This is a genomic window from Bradyrhizobium sp. 159, assembly GCF_023073795.1.
Classification (GTDB): domain Bacteria; phylum Pseudomonadota; class Alphaproteobacteria; order Rhizobiales; family Xanthobacteraceae; genus Bradyrhizobium.
In genome coordinates this window covers 76,775-96,138 of sequence record NZ_JADPKE010000055.1, presented here as the reverse complement: position 1 = coordinate 96,138, position 19,364 = coordinate 76,775, and the positions used below count along the sequence as shown (strand labels likewise).

13 protein-coding genes and 2 pseudogenes are annotated in these 19,364 nt (G+C 65.0%); 4 read left to right on the top strand and 11 right to left on the bottom strand.

All coding sequences use genetic code 11. The features are described 5' to 3' along the window. Positions 1 to 7: 7 nt before the first annotated feature. From IVA96_RS15120 to IVA96_RS15095, 6 genes and pseudogenes are all read right to left on the bottom strand, one after another. Positions 8 to 1,696: a methyl-accepting chemotaxis protein gene (locus IVA96_RS15120; protein ID WP_247280306.1), complete on the bottom strand. Its 1,689-nt coding sequence runs from the start codon at positions 1,694 to 1,696 to the stop codon at positions 8 to 10. Between the two features lie 346 nt (positions 1,697 to 2,042). Then, positions 2,043 to 2,543 (bottom strand): annotated as a pseudogene (locus IVA96_RS15115) (methyl-accepting chemotaxis protein); the annotation flags it as partial. Positions 2,544 to 2,586: 43 nt separating this feature from the next. Further along, positions 2,587 to 2,832 carry a hypothetical protein gene (locus IVA96_RS15110; RefSeq protein WP_247280305.1) on the bottom strand — a complete coding sequence of 82 codons (246 nt, stop codon included), beginning with the start codon at positions 2,830 to 2,832 and terminating at the stop codon, positions 2,587 to 2,589. A gap of 161 nt (positions 2,833 to 2,993) precedes the next feature. Beyond that, a complete protein-coding gene (locus tag IVA96_RS15105; RefSeq protein WP_247280304.1) occupies positions 2,994 to 3,593 on the bottom strand; it encodes a hypothetical protein in 600 nt (199 codons plus the stop codon). A 115-nt stretch (positions 3,594 to 3,708) separates the two neighbouring features. Continuing rightward, on the bottom strand, positions 3,709 to 4,695 hold the full coding sequence (locus tag IVA96_RS15100) for an MDR family oxidoreductase (protein WP_247280303.1): 987 nt from the start codon (positions 4,693 to 4,695) through the stop codon (positions 3,709 to 3,711). Between the two features lie 41 nt (positions 4,696 to 4,736). Then, entirely contained in the window at positions 4,737 to 5,990 is a 1,254-nt protein-coding gene (locus tag IVA96_RS15095) for an MFS transporter (RefSeq protein ID WP_247418045.1), read from the bottom strand. Positions 5,991 to 6,320: 330 nt separating this feature from the next. On the opposite strand from IVA96_RS15095, the gene nadA reads away from it, so the two are divergent. The 3 genes and pseudogenes from nadA to nadC all read left to right on the top strand — a co-directional run bounded on the left by nadA (position 6,321) and on the right by nadC (position 10,121). After that, positions 6,321 to 7,466, top strand: coding sequence for a quinolinate synthase NadA (gene nadA / locus IVA96_RS15090; protein ID WP_247418035.1), 1,146 nt, complete (start codon positions 6,321 to 6,323; stop codon positions 7,464 to 7,466). A gap of 153 nt (positions 7,467 to 7,619) precedes the next feature. Beyond that, positions 7,620 to 9,232, top strand: a pseudogene (locus IVA96_RS15085) (L-aspartate oxidase). Between the two features lie 10 nt (positions 9,233 to 9,242). Then, complete coding sequence (nadC, locus tag IVA96_RS15080; RefSeq protein ID WP_247418026.1) at positions 9,243 to 10,121, top strand: carboxylating nicotinate-nucleotide diphosphorylase; 879 nt, start codon at positions 9,243 to 9,245, stop codon at positions 10,119 to 10,121. A gap of 40 nt (positions 10,122 to 10,161) precedes the next feature. Here the strand turns inward: nadC and IVA96_RS15075 are convergent, their stop codons facing one another. From IVA96_RS15075 to IVA96_RS15065, 3 genes are all read right to left on the bottom strand, one after another. Continuing rightward, complete coding sequence (locus IVA96_RS15075) at positions 10,162 to 11,610, bottom strand: cell wall hydrolase (protein WP_247280298.1); 1,449 nt, start codon at positions 11,608 to 11,610, stop codon at positions 10,162 to 10,164. 591 nt (positions 11,611 to 12,201) lie between these two features. Continuing rightward, positions 12,202 to 15,141, bottom strand: a complete 2,940-nt coding sequence (gene ppdK / locus IVA96_RS15070; protein WP_247279671.1) for a pyruvate, phosphate dikinase — start codon at positions 15,139 to 15,141, stop codon at positions 12,202 to 12,204. A gap of 96 nt (positions 15,142 to 15,237) precedes the next feature. Next, complete coding sequence (locus IVA96_RS15065; RefSeq protein WP_008562090.1) at positions 15,238 to 15,393, bottom strand: DUF3096 domain-containing protein; 156 nt, start codon at positions 15,391 to 15,393, stop codon at positions 15,238 to 15,240. A 223-nt stretch (positions 15,394 to 15,616) separates the two neighbouring features. Between IVA96_RS15065 and IVA96_RS15060 the strand changes: the two genes are divergently transcribed. Continuing rightward, the gene (locus IVA96_RS15060; protein ID WP_247279670.1) at positions 15,617 to 15,970 is read left to right on the top strand and encodes a DUF1236 domain-containing protein; all 354 of its coding nucleotides are present in this window, start codon (positions 15,617 to 15,619) and stop codon (positions 15,968 to 15,970) included. A gap of 267 nt (positions 15,971 to 16,237) precedes the next feature. On the opposite strand, the gene glyS is transcribed toward IVA96_RS15060, so the two are convergent. Next, complete coding sequence (gene glyS, locus IVA96_RS15055) at positions 16,238 to 18,337, bottom strand: glycine--tRNA ligase subunit beta (RefSeq protein WP_247279669.1); 2,100 nt, start codon at positions 18,335 to 18,337, stop codon at positions 16,238 to 16,240. Further along, positions 18,337 to 19,275 carry a glycine--tRNA ligase subunit alpha gene (locus IVA96_RS15050; RefSeq protein ID WP_247279668.1) on the bottom strand — a complete coding sequence of 313 codons (939 nt, stop codon included), beginning with the start codon at positions 19,273 to 19,275 and terminating at the stop codon, positions 18,337 to 18,339. The genes glyS and IVA96_RS15050 overlap by 1 nt, the downstream gene beginning before the upstream one ends. Between the last annotated feature and the right edge of the window lie 89 nt (positions 19,276 to 19,364).

Below are 19,364 nucleotides of genomic sequence, written 5' to 3'. Positions count from 1 at the left end.
GCCGCTTTTAGGCCGCGCGGACCGACTCCAGGAACTGCGCGACTTCGACCCTCAGACGGGTGCTGTCGGTCGCCAGTGATTTCGCCGCCGACAGCACTTCAGTCGAGGCCGAGCCGGTTTCGATCGCCCCGCGCTGCACGTTGGTGATGTTCGACGATACTTCCTGGGTGCCGAGCGAAGCCTGCTGGACGTTGCGCGATATCTCCTGCGTGGCCGCGCCCTGTTCTTCGACCGCGGCGGCGATCGCAGCGGAGACTTCGGACAGACGCTCGATGGTGCCGCCGATCTCCTGGATGGCGCTGACGGATTCCTGCGTGGCGGCCTGAATCCCTGCGACCTGCGCACCGATCTCGCCGGTGGCTTTCGCGGTCTGCTCGGCGAGCGCCTTCACTTCCGAGGCAACGACGGCGAAGCCGCGGCCGGCCTCGCCGGCGCGTGCGGCCTCGATGGTGGCGTTCAGCGCCAACAGGTTGGTCTGGCCCGCGATGGTGTTGATGAGCTCGACGACGTCGCCGATGCGCGAGGCCGCCTGAGACAGCGCGTTGACGCGCTCGTTGGTCCGCGCCGCCTGCTCGACGGCTTCTGCGGCCATCCGCGCCGAGTCCTGCACGCGGCGGCTGATCTCGGTGATGGAGGAGGACAGCTCCTCCGAGGCGGAAGCAACCGCCTGGACGTTGGTGGAGGCTTCCTCCGAGGCGGCGGCGACGACGGTCGCGAGCTCCTGGCCGCGCTGGGCGGTGCCGGTCAGCGTCGCTGCCGATGCTTCGAGCTCGGTCGAGGCTGATGACACGGTCTCGACCACCTCGCCGATCATGGCCTCGAAATTGCGCGTGATGGCATCGACGCGGCGGCCGCGCTCGATCTTGGCTTCGGCATCGCGCGCCGCTGCCTGGTCGGCGGCTTTCTTGGCGATCAGCGCCTCCTTGAAGATCTGGAGCGCATCGGCCATGGCGCCGATCTCGGTCTTGTCGCCGCGATGCGGCACGTCGGCCGAGAGGTCGCCCTGGCCGAGCGACTGCATCGGACGGATGATCGAAGCAATGCCACGAGAGACGTCGCGCACGAGATAATACGCGGCGCCGATCGCGATCACGACCGAAAACACAATGATGCCGACCAGGACGCGGAAGATCGTGGCGTAACTGTCGGACGCCTGCTTGGTCTCCAGCTCGGCGCCCTGATTGTTCAACTCGATACCCTTCTGGAGCAGCGGATCGGCGGCCTGGGCCATTTTCGCGACCTTGGTCTGCAACAGCTCGTTGGCATCGGTCGGGAAGCGGCCGACGCTCTTGCGCGACAGCGCCATCACCTCCTGAACGCCATTCAGATACTCGGCCCACGCCTTCGCCCATTGTTCGTAGAGCGCGCGCTCCTCGGCGGCAGTGATCAGCGGCTCGTAGACCTTGCGGGTCTTCTCGATGCGTTCGCGGAGCGAGGCGAGGCGCTTCTCTGCGGCATCCTTGCCTTCAGCACTATCCTGCATCAGGTGCAAACGAAGTGCGACGCGCAGCTCGTTAATGTCGGCGCGCATCGAGCCGAGCGCACGCACGCTGGGGAGCCAGCTCTGCGCAATCTCGACGGTGTGGGCGTTGATGTTCTGCATCGTGCCGATCGCCGTCACGCCGACACCGGCGAGCGAGAGCACGAGGACTGACAACACGGTCAGCAGCTTGAAGACGATCGACAACTTCGACATCACAACAAATCCCAACGATGCCTGGCAACGCGCACATCACCTGCGCCACAGGCGTCACGACGGACGACCGGGCCGAGGTCAGTTCAACAATGCTGGCTGGTTCTTATCCCGTAAGATTGCGCTCTATCCTCGCAAGCAGGCGTTAACATCGTCCTACGTAAAACTACCGGGCGGGCGGACATTCGTTGTTTTCTGCAATCATCCGCTGCACCTGCACGGATCTCGCGCTGCACCGCGCTTGATGGAGCAACATCTCCAAGGCTAACGGTCGCAGGGCGAAATACGCACGCGCGCGACCGCCGCAGGTTCGCGCGCGGCGGCTGCAAGCGATGCCTATTGAACGTCGTCAGCCGGCGCGCACAGAGCCGAGAAACTTGCCGACTTCGAGCTTGAGACGGTTGCTGTCGCCGGACAGCATTTGCGCGGCAGACAGGATCTGAGAAGACACCGAGCCGGTCTCGCTTGCGGCGCGCTGCACGTCGGTGATGTTGGACGACACCTGATGAGTGCCTGCCGCCGCCTGCTGCACGTTGCGAGAAATTTCCTACGTCGCGGCGCCCTGCTCTTCCACGGCGGCCGCAATCGTCGAGGAGATTTCCGACAGCTTCTCGATGGTATCGCTGATGGCCTTGATGGTACCGACCGAATGTTCGGTCGCGGACTGGATGCTGGCTATCTGCTGCCCGATCTCGCCAGTCGCCTTCGCAGTCTGCTCGGCGAGCGCCTTGACCTCGGAGGCAACCACTGCAAATCCCTTGCCGGCTTCGCCAGCGCGGGCCGCCTCGATCGTGGCGTTGAGTGCGAGCAGATTGGTCTGGCCCGCGATCGTATTGATCAGTTCGACCAAGAAGGTCTCGTCATAGTTGTAAATTGCAACCTGAAGTCGGAGCCTAGGAAGCTTTGCATCCGACGGTCTCTCCAACAAGGCTGACGCGAAAGACCGGCTGCTTGTTCTCGTCGAGCAGCTCCATGCGCCACTCGGCATTCGGCTTCAGGCCGCGGGCGATGCCGCCGAGCAGATTGGCACAAACCTCAGTCATCTCAGTCCAGGCCGCTGCGCGGTCCTCGAACTCGTACGGCTGATCGGCGGCGCCGGAATAGCGACCGGTGCTGATGCGGAAGAAGTACAGCGACATCGTTGAACCCCTTGCGTCGGGGCGTCCCCCGGCCGTACGCAAACTGGGACGCGAACAGCTACCAAGGCATGAAAGCCGCCGTCCGTATGACTACGGCGCGGCGGCTTCGTGCTCGATCGATTCTTCAACGAAAAACTGTGCGGCTGTCCTGTGCAGCCAACTCACTGCGTCGAGCGGCGCAGCTCCAGCGGAGCCTCGGCCTTCGCGGGTTCCGACTTGGCTTCCGACTTCACCGGCTCGAGGCGACCGCTCTCGACACGCGGCGTCTCGACCCGCGCGGCGACTTCGGTGTTGGGTGCAGCGATCGAACCGGTCCGCTCCGAGCTGCGCAACGAGCGCGGACGCGCGGCGGCGCGCGCCATTAGCATCTGATTGCCGCCCTGATGGTGGAAGTCGCAATAGGCGAAGCCCATGCCTGACACCGAGCCGCGGAAGCTGCGATCATCGGTCTTTTCCAGGTTGAAGCAGGGCTCGAACGGAATCCCCTTGATCGAGGCGCAGACGTTCTGGCCGCGGATTTGGAGCGTATTGCCGGGCAGACGAAGATGCTTCACCGGGCCCGCGCCCGAGAATTGCACCGCGCCGGCGGCACCGAGGTCGTCGAGGATGCGGCCCGCACCGCGGGTGCCGTCGAAACAGGTGAAGGCGAACACCTTGCCGGCGACGAAACGGCGCGCCTCGTCAGCATTCATGCTCCCGGCAATGGCCGGCGCAAACGTCGCTGCCGCCGTGACAGCCCCCAACACAATACGCGCAAGCATGCTCAACTCCGAACCAACCCCCGCAGCGGGCGATGCCTTATCTCTCTTTACCCGCTGCTTACCATACCAACCATGGCAACATTGGAGCAGCTTGGTTGGTAAAGTCTGAACGCCGTCAGACAATTTTTACCACGATGCGGCCGCGAACCGCGCCGGCCAGAATTTTCGCGCCCCAGTCGGGCACCTCGGCGAGGGGAATTTCCTGAGTGATTTCAGCTAGTTTTGTCCGGTCCAGATCGGACGCCAGGCGCTGCCAAGCGGCTTTCCGCGGCTCGATCGGGCACATCACCGAATCGATGCCGAGAAGGCACACTCCGCGCAAAATGAACGGCGCGACAGAAGATGGCAGGTCCATGCCGGCCGCCAGGCCGCACGCCGCGATCGCTCCACCGTATTTCGTCATCGACAGGAGGTTGGCGAGCGTGGTCGAGCCGACGCTGTCGACGCCACCCGCCCAGCGCTCCTTGGCCAGAGGCTTCGCCGGCGCCGACAATTCGTTGCGGTCGATCACTTCGGCTGCGCCCAGATGCTTCAGATAATCTGCTTCCGCGGCGCGACCGGTCGAGGCGATGACGTGATAGCCGAGCTTCGACAGCACGGCGGTCGCAACCGAGCCGACGCCGCCGGCGGCGCCCGTCACCACCACCGGACCACTCTTTGGCGAGAGGCCCTGTTTCTCCAGGGCGATCACGGACAGCATCGCTGTGAAGCCGGCGGTGCCGATCGCCATGGCGTCGCGCGCCGACAGGCCCTGCGGCAGCGCCACCAGCCAGTCGCCCTTCACCCGCGCCTTCTCGGCATAGGCGCCGAGATGGGTTTCGCCCATGCCCCAGCCGGTGCAGACCACCTTGTCGCCCGCCTTCCACTGCGGATGCGAGGACGCTTCGATCGTGCCGGCGAAATCGATGCCGGCGATCATTGGGAAGCGCCGCACCACCGGCGCCTTGCCGGTAAGTGCGAGGCCGTCCTTGTAGTTCAGCGTCGACCATTCCACACGCACGGTGACGTCGCCGTCCATCAGCTCGGCTTCATCGAACTGCGTCAGCTGCGCGGTGGTGCCCTTGTCCGCCTTGTCGATCCGGATCGCCTTGAACGTGGCCACGACTAAACTCCCTGACTTGTTTGTCGAGGATGTTTAGCCGATCAGGCCGGCTGCGCAACCGCCCGTGTCACCGGTTTCTCCACGATCGGAAGATTGATCAGTGCAGAAAGCACGCCGAACACGATCGAGAGCCACCAGATCGGCGTATAGGAACCGAAGCGCTCGAACACGATGCCGCCGAGCCAGACACCGAGGAAGCCGCCGACCTGATGGCTGACGAAGGCAAAGCCATAGAGCGTTGCGAGCCAGCGCGTGCCGAACATCAGCGCCACCAGCGCCGAGGTCGGCGGCACCGTCGACAGCCAGGTCAGGCCGGAGATCGCACCGAACGCGATCGCCGAGAACGGCGTGATCGGGAACGAGATGAAGGCAAGGGTCGCGAGCGCGCGAGTGAAGTAGATGGTCGAGAGGATGTAGCGTTTGGGCAGATAGTTCTGGAGGTAGCCGACGCTGAGCGAGCCCACGATGTTGAACAGGCCGATCGCCGCGATGACCCAGCCGCCGGTTTGCGCCGAGATGCCACGATCGACCAGGAAGGCCGGCAGATGCACGGTGATGAAGGCGAGCTGGAAACCGCAGGTGAAGAAGCCGAGCACCAAGAGCACGTAGGAGCGGTGACCGAAGGCTTCCGCCAGCGCCTTGGTGAAGGTCTGCTCATCCGCAGGCGCCGCGGTTGCCGTGCTTGCGACCGGCGGCGTCGAGAGCGCCAGCGACAGCGGGATGATCAGCAGCATCAGGAAGCCGAACACGGAGAGCGCCTGCTGCCAGCCGAAATTGTCGATCAGCGCGACGCCGATCGGCGCGAACAGGAATTGCCCGAACGATCCCGCCGCGGTGCCGGCGCCGAGCGCAAGGCCGCGCTTCTCGGCCGGCAGCAGCTTGCTGAAGGCCGACAGCACCAGGTTGAACGAGCAGCCGGCAAGACCGAAGCCGACCATCACGCCGGCGCCGATGTTGAGTGACAGCGGCGTCGAGGAGTAGCGCATCAGGAGCAGGCCGCCGGCATAGAGCAGAGCGCCGACACACATCACCCGGAACAGGCCAAAGCGATCCGCCACCGCCCCGGCGAGAGGCTGACCCAAGCCCCACAGCAGATTCTGCACGGCGATCGCGAGGCCGAACACGTCGCGGCCCCAGGTGAACTCATGGCTCATCGGCTGCACGAAGAAGCCAAGCGCCGAGCGCGGACCGAAGCCGAGCATGCCGATGGCGCAGCCGCAGAGAATGATCACAGCCGGGGTGCGCCAGTTCGAGGAACGTGAGGCCGGAGCGAGCTCGCCGATCTGTGTCGACATGGTGGTCCTCGTCTGTCGTTGGCGGTTCTGCAAATCGGCAGCCGCGAATGAGCCCGGTTTAATGCACCTGCATGAAAATCCCAAGTCAAAAACGATTGCATTCCACGGGGAGCTGCCACCGGAGCATTGCAATTCACGCGGCCTCGCCTGACGGGCACTTGACGGGAATGTGTGCGGCAGCGCCTAGGCGTCTTCGGTAAAGCATGCTATTCTTGATTTACTCAGTTTGAGCATATAAGAGCTGGGTGACATTCGCTCCGGCCACTCGGCCGGACTATTCAGGACCTGTATATACTCAAATTGAGTATAAACAATGCGAGGGAGGCTTCGATGCCGATCATTGGAATTTACGGCCCCGACGATTTCGCCAACCGGCCGCCCGGCCAAATCAATGGCCAAATCAATGGCCATCAAGTCCATGACCATGTCGTCAGCTCCCCTCCCGCCGCGCCGAGCCGGCCGGGGCTTGCGCTGCCGATGCCCTCGCTGGACTGGACGCCGGAGGTCGAGCGCGCCACGGCATCCCTGTATGAGCGCGTGAAGCAGGTGATCCCGCCGATCGAATGGCCGCTGATGGCGCCGACAATCAAGGCGATCAACGAGCTGAAGGCGGCGCGGGGCGCGGTGATCCTCGCGCACAACTACCAGGCCCCGGAAATCTTTCACTGCGTCGCCGACATCGGCGGCGATTCGCTCCAGCTCGCGGTCGAAGCCACCAAGGTGAAGGCCGGCATCATCGTCCAGTGCGGCGTGCACTTCATGGCGGAGACGTCAAAACTGCTCAACCCGGACAAGACGGTGCTGATTCCGGACTCGCGCGCAGGCTGCTCACTGGCCGCCAGCATCACCGGCGCAGACGTTCGCCTGCTGCGCGAGAAATTCCCTGGCGTGCCGGTCGTTGCCTACGTCAACACCTCGGCCGAGGTGAAGGCCGAGGTCGACATTTGCTGCACCTCGTCGAACGCGGTGCAGGTGGTCGAGAGCCTGAATGCGCCTAGCGTGATCTTCCTGCCCGACCGCTATCTCGCCACCTACGTGGCCTCGAAGACCGACGTGAAGATTATTGCCTGGAAGGGCGCCTGCGAAGTGCACGAGCGCTTCACGGGTGAAGAGCTGCGCAGTCTTCGCGATGACGATCCCTCGGTGCAGATCATCGCGCATCCCGAATGCCCGCCGGACGTGTTGGCGGAGGCCGACTTCACCGGCTCGACCGCGCAGATGATCAGCTGGGTGCGCAACAAGCGGCCGCGGCGGCTGGTGATGATCACGGAATGCTCGATGGCCGACAATGTGCGGGCCGAGCTGCCCGACGTGGAGATGCTGCGCCCCTGCAATCTCTGCCCGCACATGAAGCGCATCACGCTTGCCAATATCCTGGAGAGCCTGCTGACGCTCCGCGAGGAAGTGACGATCGATCCCGCGCTCGCGGAGCGCGCACGGCGCTCGGTCGAGCGGATGATCAATTTGAAGAATTGAGAGCGAGAAGCAGCAACACACCCGTCGTCTGAGACAAGCGCGCGCAGATCCGGGACCGACAGGACGCGAGTATTGGCACGCTGGTGGTCCCGGCCTGCTGCAACAACAACAGCAATGGGTTCTGGCTTTGGCCAGGACGACAATGAAGAAACCATGCAAGACAGAATCGAAAATCTCACCCGCACCACCGACGACGTGGTCATCGTCGGCGGCGGTCTTGCCGGATTGTTCTGCGCGCTGAAGCTCGCGCCGCGGCCCGTGACGCTGATCTCGGCTGCGCCGCTGGGACAGGGCGCATCCTCCGCGTGGGCACAAGGCGGCATCGCGGCGGCAGTGGCCGAAGCCGATAGTCCGGAAGCGCATACCGCGGATACGATTGCCGTCGGGGGCGGTCTCGTCGATAAAGCCGTTGCACTTGGGATGGCGCGGGAGGCGGCGCCGCGAATCCATGATCTTCTCGCCTTTGGTGTCCCATTCGATCGCGACCTGGAAGGAAAGCTCGCCGTCGGACGCGAAGCCGCACATTCGGCCCGGCGCATCGTACATGTGCGCGGCGACGGAGCCGGTGCCGCGATCATCGCGGCCTTGAGCGAAGCTGTGCGCCGCACGCCGTCGATCCGTATCATCGAAGGTCTGGTCGCCGAAGCATTGTTGACCGAGCACGGTGCCGTCACGGGCATTCAATTGCGCGAGGCCGGCCATCCCTGTGCACGGCCGATCACCCTCGCCTCGCGCGCGATCGTGCTGGCCACCGGCGGCCTTGGGCATCTCTATGCCGTCACCACCAATCCGCTCGAGGCCAGCGGCTCGGGCCTTGCGATCGCCGCTCGCGCCGGTGCGGTGATCGCCGATCCGGAATTCGTGCAATTCCATCCGACCGCCATCAGGGTCGGGCGCGATCCGGCGCCGCTTGCGACCGAGGCGCTGCGCGGCGAAGGCGCGACGCTCATCAACGGCAATGGCGAGCGTTTTATGGCGGCGCGCCATCCGCTCGCCGAGCTCGCACCGCGCGACATCGTCGCCCGCGGCGTCTTTGCCGAAATCGCGGCCGGACGCGGTGCCTTCCTCGATGCGCGGCAGGCGCTGGGTGCGCCCTTCGCCGACAAATTTCCGACCGTGCATGCAAGCTGCCTCGCCGCCGGAATTGATCCCGCGGCAGAGGCCATCCCGATCGCGCCGGCCGCGCACTATCACATGGGCGGCATCGCGGTGGACGCGCGCGGCCGCAGCTCGATCGACGGGCTCTGGGCCGGCGGCGAAGTGGCCTGCACCGGCGCGCATGGCGCCAACCGGCTCGCTTCCAATTCGTTGCTGGAGGCCGTGGTCTACGCCGCGCGCATCGCCGAGGACATCGCCGGCTGCGCCGTCCCCGCGCCCGCCCGGCTTCCGGACGCATTGGTGATGCCGCGCGGCGGCGCGCCGGAGGCTACGGCCGTGAAGCGGCTGCGAGCCATGATGAACACACGCGTCGGCGTCATCCGCGACGCCGACGGATTGGCGGAGGCCGTCCGCAGCTTCGCCGCGCTTGAACGCGAGGCCGGCAACATCGCGCTGCGCAACATAACATGGCGACCTCCGCGCTGCTCGTAGCCGCTGCTGCCTGGAGCCGGCGCGAGAGCCGCGGCGCGCATTTCCGCGCCGACCATCCGGCGGATGTCCCTGCCCTGGCGCAACGAACGATGACCACGCTCGACGCTGTGCGCGAAGTGGCCGACGGCCTCGCCGATCGCCCGATGCCACCCACCGCGCAACCCATCATGGCCTGACGGAGCTCTCATGATCACCGCAACCTCGCTGCTCTATCCCGACGCCTTTCTCTCGCCCCTCGCAATTGACGAGGCCGTGCAGCGCGCACTCGACGAAGATCTCGGTCGCGCCGGCGACGTCACCTCGCTGGCAACGATTCCGGAAGCAACGACGGCGCAGGCGATCCTGGTCGCCCGCCAGTCCGGCGTGATCGCCGGATTGCCGCTGGCGCTGGCGACGCTGCAAAAGCTCTCGCCCGACATCGACGTGCGTGCGCATGTCCACGACGCGGCACGGGTTGCCCGGGGGCAGCAGGTGTTGACGATCTCAGGGCCCGCGCGCGCCATTCTCACGTCGGAGCGGACCGCACTGAACTTCGTCGGCCGCCTGTCGGGTATCGCGACGCTGACGGCCGACTATGTCGCGCGCACCGAAGGCACGCGGATGCGCATCTGCTGCACGCGAAAGACCACGCCGGGATTGCGGGCGCTGGAAAAGTACGCCGTGCGCTGCGGCGGCGGTTTCAATCACCGCTTCGGCCTCGACGATGCGATCCTGATCAAGGACAATCACATCGCGGTCGCCGGCGGCATCCGCCCCGTGCTGGAGCGCGCCCGCGCTCATGCCGGCCATCTCGTCAAGATCGAGATCGAGGTGGACACGCTTGCGCAACTGCGCGAGGTACTGGCCACCGGAATGGCCGACGCGGTGCTGCTCGACAACATGGATACCGCGACGTTGCGCGAGGCGGCGCGGATCAACGAGGGCCGCCTCAAGCTGGAAGCGTCCGGCGGCGTCACACTGGACTCGATCGCGGCGATCGCCGCCACCGGCGTCGACTACGCCTCGGCCGGCGCGCTGACGCACTCGGCGCCGAATTTCGACTGTGCGCTGGATATCGAGGCGTGATGGTCCTTGCCTCTCCCCGCAAGCGGGCGAGGCAAGAAAACTACCGCCGCTCGCCCATCTCCGCGGAACTCTTGGCTTCCTGCGCAAGCGCGGCGGAAAGCGCTGCGGTCTGCGCGGGCGTGCCCCAGCTTGGCTCCTCGCTGCCATCGCCCCAGGCGCGCGGACGGTAGAAGGTGTGCACGCCGGTCTTGTACATCTTCTTCATCTCGGCGACCCAGGACGGGCGCACCCAATAGGCATGGTAGTGCGTGGACTTGCCGACCTCGGGCAGCCAGATCTGGCCATCGAGCATCGCCTTCGAAATCTTCTTGGCGCGCTCCCACATCTCGGGCTCGCGGATCACGTCGGCGTTGTTGTCGCAGGCGAAGGTGAACTGGCAGGCGAGGTGGCGGTACTTGTTCTGATAGACCACGCCGCACACGGTGTCGGGATATTTTCCCGAGAACACGCGGTTCATCACGACCTGCGCGACCGCCATCTGGCCGCGCACGGCCTCGCCGCGCGATTCGAAATAGACCGCTTCGGCGAGACACTTCTCGGACTTGGCGCGCGACTTGTCGTCGAGCGCGAGCCGCTCCGCGGGCGATCTGGCGCGCTGGTTGTCGGCGTTGACCTCGCCCTTCGGGGCGACGCTCTCGCCGCTCTCGATGTCCTTGGCGATCTCGGCTGTCGGCGGCGACAGCGAGGCCGTCACCTTCATATCGGGATCAGGCATTACGATCAGCGGCTCGGCCCCGGGCTGCCAGCTCTCGATGCTCTCGAGACTACCGCCGAGCGAGGAGCTGCCGAAGAACAGGTTCGACGTCTTGACGCTGAAGGGATCGCGCGCCGGGGCGGCCGGCGCCGTGGCCCGCTTCAGCGCTTCCAGCGGCTGCACCGCGATCGCGCGCGCGGCATCGCTCGCCTGCGGCGCATTGGTATATTGCGGCAGCGGCGGTGCACGGAGCGCTTCCTGGAGCTCGGGATCGAGCGCGGCCGCGGACTCCGGCGACATCGGCGGCGGTAACGCGGCGGTCTTGGCACCGAATACCGAGCTGTTCGAGGTCGCGGGATTTTCCTGCGCGGGCACTGCCGGCGGCGCAGCGGCCTCGGGAGGTGTCGTCGGGGTCATGATCGCGAGGCGATCACCCTTCATCGAGCGATCGACCTTTGGAAAATCGGCGGCCTGGTAGTGCGGCGGCGTCTGCAGCGCCGGATTGCGGCTGATCGCACCCGTGACGTCGCGACCATCGATGCTGGCGAGGCGAACCATTGCGCTCTGCGGAACCGAGGTGCCGATCGGCCGGGAAAAACTGTAGGTGGCGAGCTGGATCGAGGACGCCGCGGAATACACCTGCTTCTGCCAACGCTCGGCGACGCCCGGTTGGCGCGCCAGCAGCGAGGCAATGTCCTGATAGCCGGTCTCTCTCGGCATCAATGCGAAGATGCAGAGACCGATGCCGAAGGACGCGAACCGCGCGCCCTTCGGATGGTTACGCAACAGTGACATCGATACGCTCACGCTACGCTTACGCCAGTTCCGATCGAACGTCAGTACATCCGTGCAATTCGATCTTGATTGTAAGTATCCAATTTAGGTTGCCGGTGCGTTAATCGACGTGGCGCGCACGGCACACTCAAGCAAACACGGGTGTTTTCACGGGGCGATCGCGCGCGGTGGTAAATGCGTCGTCACGTCAGGGGGTAAACAACCGGTCAACGCGAATGGTGAAGGAACTCTTGCGCACATGTATCAATACGGGACGCGCGATCATTATGCTGTTTGGCGTTTGCGCAAAGCGTTCCCCCATCACGGGTGTCATGCTTCGCGAAAGCGGGGCATCCAGTACGCCGCGTCGTCTCGATTCATCACGACCGTCTCGGCGTATTGGATTGCCCGGTCAAGCCGGGCGATGACAGGGAGTGCGGCGAACGCGTCCCGCAAGCTCGTCATTGCGAGCGCAGCGAAGCAATCCAGTCTGCCTCCGGGGAAAGATTCTGGATTGCTTCGCTGCGCTCGCAATGACGGTAGGGATACAGCATCACGCAAAGAGGCGGGGTTGGGGCCCCCGCCTCTTTCATTCCAGCATATCGATGCTGCTTACGCCTGGCTCGCGATTGCCTTGCCGAGCGCGGCTTGCGCCGCAGCCAGGCGGGCGATCGGCACGCGGTAGGGCGAGCAGGAGACGTAGTCGAGGCCGATCGTGTGGCAGAAGGCGACGGAGGCGGGATCGCCGCCGTGCTCGCCGCAGATGCCGACCTTGAGCGAGGCCCGCGTCTTGCGGCCGCGCGCGACGCCGATCTTGACGAGCTCACCGACGCCCTCTTGATCAAGCGCGATGAACGGATCGACCGAGAGGATGCCCTTCGCCACGTAGGGACCGAGGAAGCTCGCCGCGTCGTCGCGGCTGATGCCGTACGTCGTCTGCGTGAGATCGTTGGTGCCGAACGAGAAGAACTCGGCGCTTTCCGCGATCTCGGCCGCGAGCAGACAGGCGCGCGGCAGCTCGATCATGGTGCCGACTTGATAGGCGATCTTCGTATTGGTCTCGCGCATCACCGCCTGCGCAGTCGCATCGATCCGCGCCTTGACGAGGTCGAGCTCGGCCTTTGTCGCAATCAGCGGGACCATCACCTCGAGACCGACGGCCTTGCCGGTGCGCTTCTGCGCCTCGACCGCGGCCTCGAAGATTGCGCGCGCCTGCATCTCGGCGATTTCAGGATAGGCGATCGCGATGCGGCAGCCGCGGAAGCCGAGCATCGGATTGAACTCCGAGAGCTCGCGGGCGCGGTCGGCCAGGCGCCGCGGATCAGTGTTCATGGCGCGCGCCACTTCCTCGACCTCGGCATGGGTGTGCGGCAGGAACTCGTGCAGCGGCGGATCAAGCAGGCGGACCGTGACGGGAAGACCCTTCATGATCTCGAACAGCTCGACGAAGTCGGCGCGCTGCATCGGCAGCAGCTTGGCGAGCGCGGCACGGCGTGCCTGCTCGTCTTCGGAGAGGATCATTTCGCGCACCGTGCGGATGCGCGTCTCCTCGAAGAACATGTGCTCGGTGCGGCACAGGCCGATGCCCTCGGCGCCGAACTTGATCGCGGTGCGGGCATCCTCGGGCGTATCGGCATTGACGCGCACGCCGATCTTGCGGACCTGGTCGGCCCAGTTCATCAACGTGCCGAACTCGCCGGACAGCTCCGGCTCGATCATCGGCATGCGGCCGGCGAGCACCTGGCCGAGCGAACCATCAATGGTGATGACGTCGCCGGTCTTGAAGGTGCGCGAGCCGATGCTCATGGTACCGCGGCCGTAATCGACGCGGATGGTGCCGCAGCCGGAGACGCAGGGCTTGCCCATGCCGCGCGCGACCACCGCCGCGTGCGAGGTCATGCCGCCGCGCGTGGTCAAGATGCCTTCGGCGGCGTGCATGCCGTGGATGTCTTCCGGGCTGGTCTCGATCCGGACCAGGATCACCTTGCGTCCATCGGCCTGGAGCTTGGCCGCCTCGTCCGAGGAGAACACGATCTCGCCGGAGGCTGCTCCCGGCGAGGCCGGCAGGCCGGTCGCGATCACGTCGCGCTTGGCGTTGGGATCGATGGTCGGATGCAACAGCTGATCGAGCGAGGCTGGATCGATCCGGGTCACCGCTTCCTTTTTCGAAATCAGGCCTTCATTGGCCAGCTCGACCGCGATGCGCAGCGCCGCTTTCGCAGTGCGCTTGCCGCTGCGGGTCTGGAGCATCCAGAGCTTGCCCTGCTCGACCGTGAACTCCATGTCCTGCATGTCGCGGTAGTGCTTCTCGAGCAGCGTGTAGATCCGCGTCAGCTCCTTGAAGGCCTCCGGCATCGCCGATTCCATCGACGCCCTGTCGGAGCCCGATTCCTTCCGCGCCTCCTCGGTGATGTCCTGCGGCGTGCGGATACCCGCCACCACGTCCTCGCCTTGCGCGTTGATCAGGAATTCGCCGTAGAGCTTGCTTTCGCCGGTCGAGGGATTGCGCGTGAAGGCAACGCCGGTCGCGGAGGTATCGCCCATGTTGCCGAACACCATGGCCTGCACGTTGACCGCGGTGCCCCAGGATTCCGGAATGTCGTGCAGCTTGCGGTAGGTCACCGCGCGCGCGTTCATCCAGGAGGAAAACACCGCACCGATCGCGCCCCAGAGCTGGTCGTGCGGATCCTGCGGGAATTCCTTGCCAGTCTCGCGCGCGACCGCGTCCTTGTACTTGCCGACCAGCTCGACCCAGTCGTCCGCGGACAGATCGGTATCGAGCGTGTAACCCTGGCTGTCCTTGAAGGTGTCGAGGATTTCCTCGAAATGATGATGCTCGAAGCCGAGCACCACGTCCGAATACATGGTGATGAAGCGGCGATAGCTGTCATAGGCAAAGCGGCGGTCACCCGACAACTCGGCCAGCGCTTCCACGGTCTGGTCGTTGAGGCCGAGATTGAGCACGGTGTCCATCATGCCCGGCATCGAGGCGCGCGCGCCGGAACGCACGGAGACGAGCAGCGGGTTCTTGGTGTCGCCGAACACCTTGCCGGTCAACTTGCCGACATGCTCCAGCGCCTTCTCAACCTGCGACTGCAGTTCCTTCGGATAGGTCTTGTCGTGTGCGTAGAAGTAGGTGCAGACCGAGGTCGGGATGGTGAAGCCCGGAGGTACCGGCAGGCCCAGATTGGCCATCTCGGCAAGGTTGGCGCCCTTGCCGCCGAGCAGGTCACGCATTTCCGAGCGGCCTTCGGCCTTGCCGTCACCGAATGTGAACACCCATTTGCCGGCCTTGGCCGCTGCTGGCGCCGCCTTGGCGGAGGTAGCCTTCTTGGGTGCGGGCTTTGCAGCGACCTTCGGCAGAGCCGCCTTGGTCACAGCCTTTGCCGCCGGCTTGGCAGCGGGCTTTGCAACGGGCTTGGCGACCGGCTTCGGCGTGCTCTTGGCCAGCGCCTTGCGGGCCCGCGGCGCGGCCTTTGCGGCAGTGGAGGACTTTGATTTCGCTGGGATTTTCGCTGGCATTTTCTTGGGCTTCGAGGCGGCTTTGGCCATAGCTTGCACACAACCTGCGAGAGGAATGGGAAATCGCGGGCCTTACACCACTTTGGGCGGGCCCGCGCAAGTCGGAGAGTTCCGAAAAGTGAACGCCTAGAAGCGGAGCCACTTCAGGAGCCCAAGCCCGATCGCGCCATTCACGATGAGAAAGATCGCGACGATAAGATTCAGGAGTCGCGGCATGATCAGGATGAGCACGCCCGCAATCAACGACAGGATCGGCGAAATGTGGGCGACGGTGATGTGCATGAATTATCTTTCTGTGGAGGTGGACGAATCGCGGGCGGATCATAGCGGCCCCGGTTCCGCGAGTAGAGACGCGGAAAGCCAATGCGAGTTCCCGGCTTCTCGAAAACTGCCCGAAATTGCCGCGGATACGGCAGGCCTTTTCCCGGAACATTGCGAAGTCGCATGCATTGGCCACCGGTTGCGCCGCTGGCGCTTGCCAAACATCACATCGAAGGAGTTGCCCATGCGGAACAGGATTCTTGCCCTTGCAGCGCTGGGCGTTGCGATCGGCTCGCCCCTTGCGGCACAGGCGCAAAGCGATGTCACGGTGGGACGCGCGCCTACCGTGGTCGACAGTGCCCCCAGCATTGCCGTCGACCAGCGGCCGGCCTTCCGCGACTATGTCGTCGAACAACGTGTGCCGCCCTTCCGCATCCCGGATCGCGTGGTGGTGGGCGCCACCTTACCCGAGAGCGGCGTCACGTATTATGACGTGCCGCAGCGTTTCGGCGCCACCACCTATCGCTACACCGTCGTGAACGGCGAGACCGTGCTGGTCGAACCGCGCTCGCGTCGCATCGTCGAGGTGCTGGACTGAGACTGAGATCGACTACCTGAGATCGACTAGATGTCCGGCGCGCCACATCAGGCTGGCGCGAGCAGTGTTAAATCGGACATCAGGCCCCGCCCGGTCCTCCCCCCGCCGGGCGGGGCACTTTTTTGCGGGCTCCTGTTGCGCTCGTGTCCCGAGCAAGCGAAGCGCGACCCGGACCCGGAAGCCCCAAGCGCGCGGCGACATGGGGCCGGCTCTGCAGCGCATCACTCCGCGAAGGGCGGCGCGCTGCGCAGCGTCCGGGCACGAGCCTCAATCCTGAATCTTCGAGAAATCCGCCACCGCCCGTGTGGCGCTGCGAATCTCGTTCAGCAGCTTCAACCGATTCTCGCGCACCTTCGCATCGTCGTCATTGACGCGAACCTTGTCGAAGAACGAATCCACAGGCGGACGCAATTTCGCCAGAGTGCTCATGGCCGCGGCAAAGTCTTCCTTGGCGACGGCGGCGCTCGCTTCCGCCTTGACCTCGCCGATCGCTTTCGCCAGCGCCTTCTCTTCATCGAGGCTGTAGAGCGCAGCATCCGGCGCGCCGTCGAACGTACGCTTGTCCTTCTTCTCCTCGATCGAGAGGATGTTGCTGGCGCGCTTGGTGCCGGCCAGCAGGTTCTTGCCGTCGTCAGTGTCGAGAAACCTGCCCAGCGCCTCGACTCGGCGCACGATCATCAGAAGATCGTCCTGGCCGCCGAGCGCGAACACGGCATCGACGAGATCGTGACGCGCGCCCTGCTCGCGGAGCTGGACCTTGAGGCGGTCGGCGAAGAAGGCGAGCAGGTCTATCGGAAGCTTTTGCGCATCGGCCGGCTTAACCGACAAACCGGCGAGTGCGGACGCCGCCACCTTCATGACCGACAAACGCAGCGCGTTCTCGGCAATCAACCGGATCACCCCGAGGGCAGCTCTCCGCAGCGCATACGGATCCTTGCTCCCCGTCGGCTTCTCGTCGATGGCCCAAAAGCCAACGAGCGTATCGAGCTTATCGGCGAGCGCCACAGCAACGCTGACCGGATCGGACGGTACGCGATCGGCAGGTCCTTGCGGCTTGTAGTGCTCCTCGCAGGCGGCCGCGACCGAAGCGTCCTCGCCCTGCGCCAACGCATAATACTTGCCCATCAATCCCTGCACCTCGGGGAATTCGCCGACGACTTCGGTCAGCAGATCCGCCTTGGCCAGATGCGCGGCGCGCGTTGCCTTGCCAACGTCGGCGCCGACCAGCGGCGCGATCTCGGCCGCCAGGCGCTCGATGCGCTTGATTCGCGCGGCCTGCGTGCCGAGCTTCTCGTGGAACACGATCTGCTCGAATTTCGGCAGCCGCTCCTCGAGCTTGGTCTTCAGATCCGTTTCATAGAAGAACTTCGCATCACTGAGCCGCGCGCGGATGACCCGCTCGTTGCCGGCGATGATGGTCTTGCCGCCGTCGGTCGCCTCGATGTTGGCAACGAGGATGAACTTATTGGCGAGCTCGCCCGTCTTGGGATCGCGCACCACGAAGCACTTCTGGTTGTTGCGGATCGTGGCGCGGATGACTTCCGCGGGCGTCGTCAAGAATTCCGGCTCGAACGAGCCCATCAGCACGACCGGCCATTCGACGAGGCCGGCGACCTCGTCGAGCAGGTTCTGGTCCTCGACGAGCTCGAACCCTTGCGCGAAGGCGAGCTGCTTGGCGTCGGTGAGGATCGCATCCTTGCGGCGCTCAGGGTCGAGCACGACTTTTGCGGCGAGAAGTTTAGCCTCGTAGTCCTCGAAACGACGCACGGAAATCGCCGCAGGTGCGAGGAAGCGATGGCCGTAAGTGGTTTGGCCGGCCTCGATGCCGTCCACCGAGAACTTCACGACGTCGGGCTGTTCCGTCTCGAGCCCGAAAGTCGCGGTGATTGCGTGCAGCGGACGCACCCAGTTCAGCGATCCGGGTTTGCCGGAGCGCGCGCCCCAGCGCATCGCTTTCGGCCAGGGGAAGGTGCGGATGATCACCGGCAGGATTTCCGCGAGCACGTCGATCGCGGCGCTGCCGGGCTTCTCGATCAGCGCAATATAGAAGTCGCCCTTCGGATCCCGTTGGATTTTGGCTTCGTCGAGCGAATTCAAACCGGTCGCTTTCAGAAAGCCCTGCACGGCCGCATCGGGTGCGCCGATCTTCGGTCCGCGGCGTTCGGTCTTGAGGTCAGGCTGGCGCGCAGGGATGCCGTGCACGGTGAGCGCGAGGCGGCGCGGCGTCGCGAAAGCCCTTGCGCCCTCGTAGACGAGGCCTTCGGCGACCAGCCTGTCGGTGACCATGCGGCGCAGATCGTCGGCCGCCTTGGCCTGCATGCGCGCGGGGATTTCTTCCGAGAACAGTTCAAGCAAAAGATCGGGCATCAGGCCGCTCCGCCCGCTTCAGTATGGATCCAGGCTTCGCCACAGGCCTTGGCCAGCTCGCGCACGCGCAGAATGTAGCTCTGCCGCTCGGTCACGGAGATCACGCCGCGCGCATCGAGCAGATTGAAGACGTGGCTCGCCCTGATGCACTGGTCATAGGCCGGCAGCGCCATCAGATGCTGCCTGCTGTTGTCGCCTTCGCGCCAGCCGGCGTCGAGATATTTCCTGCAGGCCGCTTCGGCCATCCTGAACTGCTCGAACAGCATCGCGGTGTCGGCATGTTCAAAGTTGTGCCGCGAATATTCCTGCTCGGCTTGCAGGAAGACGTCGCCATAGGTGACCCTGGCGTCGCCATCGCGGCCGTTGAAGTTGAGGTCGTAGACGCGATCGACGCCCTGCACATACATCGCGAGGCGCTCGAGCCCGTAGGTGAGCTCGCCCGCCACCGGCGCGCATTCGAAGCCCGCGACCTGCTGGAAATAGGTGAACTGGCTGACTTCCATACCGTCGCACCAGCATTCCCACCCGAGGCCCCAGGCGCCCAGCGTCGGGCTCTCCCAATCGTCCTCGACGAAGCGGATGTCGTGCACGGCGGAATCGATGCCGATCGCGGCGAGCGACTTCAGGTACAGCTCCTGAAGGTTCGGCGGCGACGGCTTCATGATCACCTGGAACTGGTAGTAGTGCTGCATCCGGTTCGGGTTCTCGCCGTAGCGACCGTCCTTGGGCCGGCGCGAGGGCTGCACATAGGCCGCGTTCCACGGCTTTGGCCCGAGCGCGCGCAGGGTGGTCGCCGGATGAAAGGTGCCCGCGCCCATCTCCATGTCGTAGGGCTGCAGGATCACGCAGCCCTGCTCGGCCCAGAACCGCTGGAGCGCGAGGATGAAGCCCTGGAACGAGCGTTCCGGGCGCATATGGGCGGGCAAGGAGGCGTCCATCGTCAGATCAGGCTCTCGCGGGGGGGTTTTGAATCGCGCGGGACCGTATCGGCGGCGGGGATGGGAATCAAGGCGAAGGGGGCGGGAAA

Coding starts and splice junctions, on each gene's coding strand:
- IVA96_RS15120 (WP_247280306.1), bottom strand. CDS start 1,696: ATGTCGAAGTTGTCGATCGTCTTCAAGCTGCTGACCGTGTTGTCAGTC.
- IVA96_RS15110 (WP_247280305.1), bottom strand. CDS start 2,832: ATGTCGCTGTACTTCTTCCGCATCAGCACCGGTCGCTATTCCGGCGCC.
- IVA96_RS15105 (WP_247280304.1), bottom strand. CDS start 3,593: ATGCTTGCGCGTATTGTGTTGGGGGCTGTCACGGCGGCAGCGACGTTT.
- IVA96_RS15095 (WP_247418045.1), bottom strand. CDS start 5,990: ATGTCGACACAGATCGGCGAGCTCGCTCCGGCCTCACGTTCCTCGAAC.
- nadA (WP_247418035.1), top strand. CDS start 6,321: ATGCCGATCATTGGAATTTACGGCCCCGACGATTTCGCCAACCGGCCG.
- nadC (WP_247418026.1), top strand. CDS start 9,243: ATGATCACCGCAACCTCGCTGCTCTATCCCGACGCCTTTCTCTCGCCC.
- IVA96_RS15075 (WP_247280298.1), bottom strand. CDS start 11,610: ATGTCACTGTTGCGTAACCATCCGAAGGGCGCGCGGTTCGCGTCCTTC.
- ppdK (WP_247279671.1), bottom strand. CDS start 15,141: ATGGCCAAAGCCGCCTCGAAGCCCAAGAAAATGCCAGCGAAAATCCCA.
- IVA96_RS15065 (WP_008562090.1), bottom strand. CDS start 15,393: ATGCACATCACCGTCGCCCACATTTCGCCGATCCTGTCGTTGATTGCG.
- IVA96_RS15060 (WP_247279670.1), top strand. CDS start 15,617: ATGCGGAACAGGATTCTTGCCCTTGCAGCGCTGGGCGTTGCGATCGGC.
- glyS (WP_247279669.1), bottom strand. CDS start 18,337: ATGCCCGATCTTTTGCTTGAACTGTTCTCGGAAGAAATCCCCGCGCGC.
- IVA96_RS15050 (WP_247279668.1), bottom strand. CDS start 19,275: ATGGACGCCTCCTTGCCCGCCCATATGCGCCCGGAACGCTCGTTCCAG.